This is a genomic window from Aureimonas sp. AU12 (assembly GCF_001463705.1).
In the GTDB taxonomy this organism is placed as follows: Bacteria; Pseudomonadota; Alphaproteobacteria; order Rhizobiales; family Rhizobiaceae; genus Aureimonas.
In genome coordinates this window covers 106080-113931 of sequence record NZ_BBWH01000009.1, presented here as the reverse complement: position 1 = coordinate 113931, position 7852 = coordinate 106080, and the positions used below count along the sequence as shown (strand labels likewise).

10 protein-coding genes are annotated in these 7852 nt (G+C 68.4%); 9 read left to right on the top strand and 1 reads right to left on the bottom strand.

The annotated features are described in order from the left end of the window. The first annotated feature begins 31 nt into the window (after positions 1-31). The 7 genes from AUL33_RS04330 (at position 32) to AUL33_RS04300 (ending at position 5392) form a co-directional block, all read left to right on the top strand. The gene (locus AUL33_RS04330) at positions 32-925 is read left to right on the top strand and encodes a DMT family transporter (protein WP_082652305.1); all 894 of its coding nucleotides are present in this window, start codon (positions 32-34) and stop codon (positions 923-925) included. 93 nt (positions 926-1018) lie between these two features. After that, entirely contained in the window at positions 1019-1207 is a 189-nt protein-coding gene (locus AUL33_RS04325; protein WP_062204180.1) for a twin transmembrane helix small protein, read from the top strand. A 64-nt stretch (positions 1208-1271) separates the two neighbouring features. Continuing rightward, on the top strand, positions 1272-1844 hold the full coding sequence (locus AUL33_RS04320; protein WP_062204176.1) for a cob(I)yrinic acid a,c-diamide adenosyltransferase: 573 nt from the start codon (positions 1272-1274) through the stop codon (positions 1842-1844). 217 nt (positions 1845-2061) lie between these two features. After that, entirely contained in the window at positions 2062-2808 is a 747-nt protein-coding gene (locus tag AUL33_RS04315) for an electron transfer flavoprotein subunit beta/FixA family protein (RefSeq protein WP_062204173.1), read from the top strand. A gap of 70 nt (positions 2809-2878) precedes the next feature. Then, on the top strand, positions 2879-3811 hold the full coding sequence (locus tag AUL33_RS04310) for an electron transfer flavoprotein subunit alpha/FixB family protein (protein ID WP_062204170.1): 933 nt from the start codon (positions 2879-2881) through the stop codon (positions 3809-3811). Between the two features lie 58 nt (positions 3812-3869). Beyond that, on the top strand, positions 3870-4748 hold the full coding sequence (locus AUL33_RS04305; RefSeq protein WP_062204166.1) for a 3-hydroxybutyryl-CoA dehydrogenase: 879 nt from the start codon (positions 3870-3872) through the stop codon (positions 4746-4748). A gap of 428 nt (positions 4749-5176) precedes the next feature. Further along, the gene (locus AUL33_RS04300; protein WP_062204163.1) at positions 5177-5392 is read left to right on the top strand and encodes an alkylphosphonate utilization protein; all 216 of its coding nucleotides are present in this window, start codon (positions 5177-5179) and stop codon (positions 5390-5392) included. A 9-nt stretch (positions 5393-5401) separates the two neighbouring features. Here AUL33_RS04300 and AUL33_RS04295 read toward each other — a convergent pair whose 3' ends face one another. Continuing rightward, entirely contained in the window at positions 5402-6028 is a 627-nt protein-coding gene (locus AUL33_RS04295) for a TlpA disulfide reductase family protein (protein WP_244491966.1), read from the bottom strand. A gap of 94 nt (positions 6029-6122) precedes the next feature. On the opposite strand from AUL33_RS04295, the gene argH reads away from it, so the two are divergent. Beyond that, on the top strand, positions 6123-7499 hold the full coding sequence (argH, locus tag AUL33_RS04290) for an argininosuccinate lyase (protein WP_062204216.1): 1377 nt from the start codon (positions 6123-6125) through the stop codon (positions 7497-7499). 91 nt (positions 7500-7590) lie between these two features. After that, a complete protein-coding gene (locus AUL33_RS04285; RefSeq protein ID WP_156419275.1) occupies positions 7591-7848 on the top strand; it encodes a hypothetical protein in 258 nt (85 codons plus the stop codon). The last annotated feature ends 4 nt before the right edge of the window (positions 7849-7852 follow it).

Sequence of the window (7852 nt, the reverse complement as noted above, 5' to 3'; positions counted from 1 at the left end):
GCGTCGGTCCGACCCGCCTGGAAGGCCCGCCATGTCCCGGCTCCTGCCGTTCTTTCCCGCGCTCTTCGTGCTGCTCTGGTCCACTGGCTTCATCGGCGCGCGCTATGCGATGCCCCATGCCGAGCCGTTCACCTTCCTGTCGCTGCGCTACGCGCTGGCGCTGGCGATCCTCCTGCCGGTGGCCCTCTTTGCCGCCCGCACCCATCGCACCACATTGCCAGCGCTTGCCCATGCCGCCTTTGCCGGCAGCCTGATCCACGGCGCCTATCTCGGCGGCGTCTTCTTCGCCGTGCGCCACGGCCTGCCGGCCGGGATCGCCGCGCTCGTCGCCGGCCTGCAGCCGCTGCTGACGGCCCTCATCGCCCACGGCCTGCTCGGCGAGCGCCTCCAGCGCCGCCACTGGATCGGCCTCGGCATCGGGCTCTGCGGCGTGGCGCTCGTGGTGGCGCCCAAGCTCGGCACCGGCGCGGCCTTCGGCCCGGCAACGCTGATCCCGGCCGTCTTCGCCGTGATGGCGATCTCGCTCGGCACGGTCTGGCAGAAGCGGTTCGTGGGCGTCGTGGATCTGCGCATCGGCACCGCCGCACAATATGCCGGCGCTCTCCTGCCGACGCTGATGGCGGCCGTCTTCTTCGAGACGGGCCATGTCGAATGGACCGGCGAGTTCGTCTTCGCGCTCCTTTGGTTGACCCTCGCGCTCTCGATCGGCGCGGTGTTCCTGCTGCTCGTGCTCATCCGGCGCGGCGCGGTCTCGCGCGTCGCCTCGCTGATGTATCTCGTGCCGGCGGTGACGGCGCTGATGGGCTTCGCGCTCTTCGGCGAGACGCTGGCGCCGGTGCAGCTGCTCGGCATGGCGCTGGCGGCCGGCGGCGTCGCTGCGGCCACCGGCGCGCTGGGGCGCCTGCCGCTTCGCCGCGGGACGTGAGGTCGCAGCCGCCCGCCTCGCGCGGGAGTGCGAACACGCCTATATCGGGCGGGGCGCTCGTGCTCGCCCACCGCCAACCGGAAGATCCCGCCGATGTCCACGCTGTTCACGATCCTCGCCATCGCCTTCATGATCGCCGTCGCGATCGTGCTGATCATGGGTCTTCGCAACATGATGGTGGGCGGGCCCGGCAACACCTCGCAGAAGCTGATGCGCGCACGCGTCATGCTGCAGGCGATCGCCGTCGCGGTGATCGTCGGCGCCATTTACTTCTCGCGCTGACCGCCATGCCTTTCGGCCGGCGCGCCCTAGCTCGGCCATTGGGAGCAAAAAACGGGGACGACGCATGGTTCGGCTGACGAAGATCTACACGCGCACGGGTGATGCCGGCACGACCGCGCTCGGCAGCGGCGAGAGACGGCTCAAGTCCGACCTGCGGATCGACAGCTACGGCACGGTGGACGAACTGAACTCGGCGATCGGCATCGCGCGCCTCCATGCGGACGGCGATCTCGACGCCGTTCTGGCGCGGGTGCAGAACGACCTCTTCGATCTCGGCGCCGATCTCGCCACGCCCGAGACAGACAAGCCGCTGCCCTATGAGCGTCTCGCCATCGTCCAGTCGCAGGTGGATGCGCTCGAGCGCGAGATCGACCGGCTGAACGCCGATCTCGAGCCGCTGAACTCCTTCGTGCTGCCGGCGGGGACGCCGCTCTCGGCCCATCTCCATCTCGCCCGCACGATCGCCCGCCGGGCCGAGCGGCTGATGGTGGATCTCGTGCAGCGCGAGGGCGAGCGGGTGTCGGACGCCGCGCTGAAATACGTCAACCGCCTGTCGGACCTTCTCTTCGTCATGGCCCGCCATGCCAATGACGGCGGCCGGGCCGACGTTCTCTGGGTGCCGGGCAAGAACCGCTGATCGACGGCATCGGGCGGGGCCTGCGTTTGACGCTTACGTCAAAGAGAATTAGATCCGTGCCGATGCAGGATCGCGTCGCGGACTGCGACGGGATCTCGGTCGTCGCGGGGGCTTGCTTCGAGCCGCCAAGTCCGCTCCCTAGGACGACAGGCCGCACGCGTTGCGAATCTCGGCGTTTCGCCGAACCGATGAATCCCCGCTTCGGGAGGAGTGTCCGATGAAGATCCTGGTCTGCGTGAAGCGGGTTGTGGACTACAACGTGAAGATCCGCGTCAAGGCGGACGGGACGGGGGTCGATCTTGCCAACGTCAAGATGAGCATGAACCCGTTCGACGAGATCGCCGTGGAAGAGGCGATCCGGCTGAAGGAGAAGGGCGCCGCCACCGAGATCGTCGCGGTCTCGATCGGCCCGGCGCAGGCCGCCGAGACGATCCGCACGGCGCTCGCGATGGGTGCCGATCGCGGCATCCTCGTGAAGGCCGACGGCATCGTCGAGCCGCTGGCGGTCGCCAAGATTCTCAAGGGCGTGGTCGAGGCCGAGAGCCCCGATCTCGTGATCCTCGGCAAGCAGGCGATCGACGACGACGCCAACCAGACCGGCCAGATGCTGGCGGGCCTGCTCGGCTGGGCGCAGGGCACCTTCGCCTCGAAGGTCGAGCTGTCGGAGGGCCGCGCCAGCGTGACGCGCGAAGTCGACGGCGGCCTTCAGACGGTGGATCTCAAGCTTCCCGCCATCGTCACCACCGACCTTCGCCTCAACGAGCCGCGCTACGCCTCGCTGCCCAACATCATGAAGGCCAAGAAGAAGCCGCTCGAGGAGAAGACGGCGGCCGACTACGGCGTCGACACCAGCCCGCGCCTCGAAGTGCTGAAGACCGCCGAGCCCAAGGGCCGCGAGGCCGGCATCCGCGTCGGCTCGGTGGACGAACTCGTGTCCGCCCTCAAGGGCGCCGGCCTCGTCTGAGGCCCTTCCCGTCGCAGACGGCGCGCCGGCGCGCGCCGCATTTCGAAATTCCTCCGCGAGGACGACCGGCATGACGACGCTTCTGATCGCAGACCACGACAACACTCTCCTGTCCGGCGAAACCGCCAAGGCGCTGACCGCCGCCGCCGCGCTCAGTGGCGAGGTCCACATCCTCGTCGCGGGCGAGAATGCCGGCGCCGTCGCCGACGAGGCGGCCAAGCTGTCCGGTGTTGCCAAGGTGCTTCTCGCCGAAGCTCCGGCGCTGGCCCATCGCCTCGCCGAGCCGACCGCGGCGCTGATCGTGTCGCTCGCCGGCAGCTACGAGGCCATCGTCGGCCCGGCCAGCGCCATGGTCAAGAACCTCCTGCCGCGTGTTGCCGCGCTGCTCGACGTCATGCAGGTCTCCGACGTCACCGCCGTCGTGGCGCCCGACACGTTCGAGCGCCCGATCTATGCGGGCAACGCGATGCAGACCGTGCGCTCGTCCGACAAGGTGAAGGTGCTGACGATCCGCACGTCCGCCTTCGCCGCCACTGAAGGCGGCGGTTCGGCTGCGGTCGAGCGGATCGAGGCGGGGGCGGGCGATCCCGGTGTGTCCACCTTCGCGGGTGAAGAGGTGGCGCATTCCGAGCGTCCCGACCTGTCGGGCGCCAAGATCGTCGTGTCCGGGGGCCGCGCGCTCGGCTCCAAGGAGAAGTTCAACGAGATGATGCTGCCGCTCGCCGACAAGCTCGGCGCGGCGGTCGGCGCCAGCCGCGCGGCGGTGGACGCGGGCTATGCGCCGAACGACTGGCAGGTCGGCCAGACCGGCAAGGTCGTGGCGCCCGACCTCTATGTCGCCGTCGGCATTTCCGGCGCCATCCAGCATCTGGCCGGCATGAAGGATTCGAAGGTCATCGTCGCCATCAACAAGGACGCCGACGCGCCGATCCTGCAGGTGGCCGACTACTCGCTCGTCGGCGACCTCTTCACGATCCTGCCGGACCTCACGAACAAGCTCTAGTCTCTGAAAGGCCCCCACGGGTACATCTTTTAGGGGCGCGAACCGGCGGAGAACCAGCATGGCGGAGATCAGGACCGTGGGCGTCGTCGGCGCCGGGCAGATGGGGTCGGGCATCGCGCATGTCTCGGCGCTCGCCGGCTTCGATGTGGCGCTCTACGACGTCAGCCTCGAACAGGCCAAACAGGGCATCGCCAAGATCGCCGCCAATCTCGATCGGCAGGTCGCCGGCGAGAAGATCACCGCAGCGGACCGCGACGCCGCGCTTGCGCGCCTGACCGCGGCCGACGGCGTCGGCGCGCTGGCGGATGTCGATCTCCTCATCGAGGCGGCGACCGAGAAGGAGGAGATCAAGCGGCGGATCTTCCAGCAGGTCTGCCCGATCCTGAAGCCCGAGGCGATTCTCGCCACCAACACCTCGTCGATCTCGATCACCCGGCTCGCCAGCAGCACCGGCCGCGCCGAGCGCTTCCTCGGCATTCACTTCATGAACCCGGTGCCGGTGATGAAGCTCGTCGAGCTGGTGCGCGGCATCGCCACGGACGACGGCGTCTTCGAGACCTCGAAGGCCTTCGTCACCAAGCTCGGCAAGACGATGACGATCTCGGAGGACTTTCCGGGCTTCATCGTCAACCGCATCCTCATGCCGATGATCAACGAGGCGATCTACACGCTGCACGAGGGCGTCGGCTCGGTGGAGAGCATCGACACCTCGATGAAGCTCGGCGCCAACCACCCGATGGGACCGCTGACGCTGGCCGACTTCATCGGGCTCGATACGTGCCTGTCGATCATGCAGGTGTTGCACGACGGTCTGGCGGACTCGAAGTACCGCCCCTGTCCGCTGCTGGTGAAGTATGTCGAAGCCGGCTGGCTCGGCCGCAAGACCGGCCGCGGGTTTTACGACTATTGCGGCGAGATGCCGGTGCCGACGCGCTGAGGGCGGGGATGGGCGGTGACGGGCTGTTGACATTTTTGCCCGGCGCCTTGGCCCGTGCCTCTCCAACTGACCCAACCTTAGAGCCCTCGTCATCCCGGACTTGATCCGGGATCCATGCCGCAACGGTGTCGAACGACGCTGTCGGTCTGCACGAGCGGCCTCGGCATGGATCCCGGGTCAAGCCCGGGAAGACGATGGCGGTGGGGAATGATGATGATGGCGCGGGAAATGGGTGCCGAGGAGCGGCACCCAGGGAGCGGGCTGCAAGGTGACGGCGAGGACTCCTGCGATAGGACGGTCGCCTCACGGCAGAGACAGCGCCTCCGCCTCCCATGCGCCCAAGTAGGCGCAGACCACCTCCACCTTCCCACCATGCCCCCGACCTCTCGTGCTATGGGCGTCCACACCCTCCCACCGAAGGACACCCGATGGACGACACGCGCGATTCGAACGGCACGATCCTCACGGACGGCGACAACGTCACCGTGATCAAGGATCTGAAGGTTAAGGGCACGTCGGTCACGCTGAAGCGCGGCACGCTGATCAAGGGGATCCGCCTCACCGGCGATCCCGACCTGATCGAGTGCAAGGCCGAGAAGGTGAAAGACCTCGTCCTGCGCACCGAGTTCCTGAAGAAGGCCTGAGACGAGGCCTCAGGCGCCGTCGCGCTTAAGCACGTCGATCAGCGCCATCGCGTCGGGGCTCGCCCATTCGGCCGAGCCGTTCATCGCGGCGCGGGCGCAGCCGTCCTTGTCGATCAGCATCGTCACCGGCAGGCCGAAGGCGACGCCTTGGCCTTTCAGGTCGTTGAAGACACCCATCGTCTCGTCGCGGTAGAAGGGCAGGGTGGCGAGCCCGGTCTCGGCGTAGAAGCCGCGCGGCTTGGCCTCGTCGCCCATGTCGACATTGATCGGCACCACCGCGAAGCTCTCGTCCCCGGCCTCGCGCTCCAGCGCATCGAGCGCCGGCATCTCGGCGCGGCAGGGCGCGCACCACGTCGCCCAGAGGTTGACGAGCAATGCCTGGCCCTTCATCGCGCCGAGGCTGGTCGGCTGGCCGTTGCCGTCCTTGAAGGCGATGGCCGAGACGTCGAAGGGCGTCTCCAGCGGCAGCATCGCGGCGACCTCGCCGGCCGCCGCCTTGTCAAGCGCGGCGGTGAGCGCGGCCTTGGCCGGGCAGGTCGCGCTCGCGGTCTCGTTGCCAGAGCGCGTTTCCATCACGTATACGCCGAGCGCGCCCGCCACGAGACCGCAGCCCAGCGCGAGGCCGACGATGCGCATCGTCGATCCCCGTCGGGCAGGCGTCTTGGCAGTGGGTTCCAGGTCGGACATAGCGGGAAAGGGCCTTTTCGTGAGCGGCAAGACGAGCAACGAGATGTGGGGCGGACGCTTCGCCTCCGGCCCCAGCGCGATCATGGAGGCGATCAACGCCTCGATCGACTTCGACAAGCGCCTGTACCGCGAAGACATCGCGGGGTCGATCGCCCATTCCCGCATGCTGGCGGATCGCGGCATCATCTCGCAGGACGACGCGGCGGAAATCGGGCGGTGCCTCGAGGCGATCCGGGCCGAGATCGAGGCGGGCACCTTCGTCTTCTCGCGCGAGCGCGAGGACATTCACATGAACATCGAGGCGCGCCTCGCCGAGATGATCGGCGCCGCCGCCGGGCGCCTCCACACCGCACGCTCGCGCAACGATCAGGTCGCCGTCGACTTCCGGCTCTACGTCAAGGCCGCCTGCCGCGATCTCGACGCCGCGCTGAAGGGGCTGATCGAGGCGCTGCTCGATCGCGCCGACGAACATGCCGCGACCGTGATGCCGGGCTTCACCCATCTCCAGGCCGCGCAGCCCGTGACCTTCGGCCATCACTGCCTCGCCTATGTCGAGATGGCGGCGCGCGATCGGGGCCGGGCGCAGGACGCCATGCGCCGCATGGACGAGTCGCCGCTCGGCGCCGCCGCGCTCGCCGGCACCGGCTTTCCGATCGACCGGCACGCGACGGCCGAGGCGCTGGGCTTTCGCGAGCCGACCCGCAACTCGCTGGATTCGGTCTCGGACCGCGACTATGCGCTCGAATTCCTCGCCGCCGCCTCGATCACCGCCACCCATCTGTCGCGCCTCGCCGAGGAGATCGTGATCTGGTCGACGCCGCAGTTCGACTTCGTGCGCCTGTCCGACGCCTTCTCTACCGGATCCTCGATCATGCCGCAGAAGAAGAACCCGGACGCGGCCGAGCTGGTGCGCGCCAAGACCGGGCGCATCAACGGGTCGCTCATTGCGCTGCTGACGATCATGAAGGGCCTGCCGCTCTCCTATTCGAAGGACATGCAGGAGGACAAGGAACAGGTCTTCGACGCGATCGACAGCCTGGCGCTGGCGCTGGCGGCGATGACCGGCATGGTCCGCGATCTCCAGGTGAACGCCGCCAAGATGCGCGCGGCCGCAGGCGCCGGCTTCTCCACCGCCACCGATCTCGCCGACTGGCTGGTGCGCGAGCTCGGCCTGCCCTTTCGCGAGGCCCATCACGTGACGGGGCGGGCCGTGGCGATGGCCGAGGCGCGCAAGCTGCCGCTGGAGGACCTGCCGCTGGAGGATCTCAAGAGCCTCGAACCGCGCATCGGCGAGGAGATCTATTCGGTGCTCTCCGTCGATGCCTCGGTGGCCAGCCGCACTTCGTTCGGCGGCACCGCGCCCGGTAACGTGGCGCGTCAGGTGCGCTACTGGCGCGAGCGGCTCGCTGCGGAGGGATGATTTCCCCGCGCGAAGCGGCTAAGAGGGTCGGGATGGGTGTCAGGTTCCCCGCGCGACCGCGCTGGGGCCTTCAGAGTTTGAGGCGGACGGCATGAACAGACGAGGGATCACCGTGGCGCTCGGCCTCGTTTGCCTCACCGCGCTGACCGGCTGCGGGCGCAAGTCCGTGCCGGTTTATCCGCGCGCCGAAGGGCAGCCGCCGGCCTCCGTCGTGCCGGACCCGCAGGGCACCGCGCGCCTGCCGAAGGCAACGCCGCTGGCCTCGACCCTCTCGGTGGTGCCGACCGAGGTGACGCGCAATCCCAACGGTCCGAAGAAACCCTTCTTCCTCGACGGTCTCCTCAACTGATCTC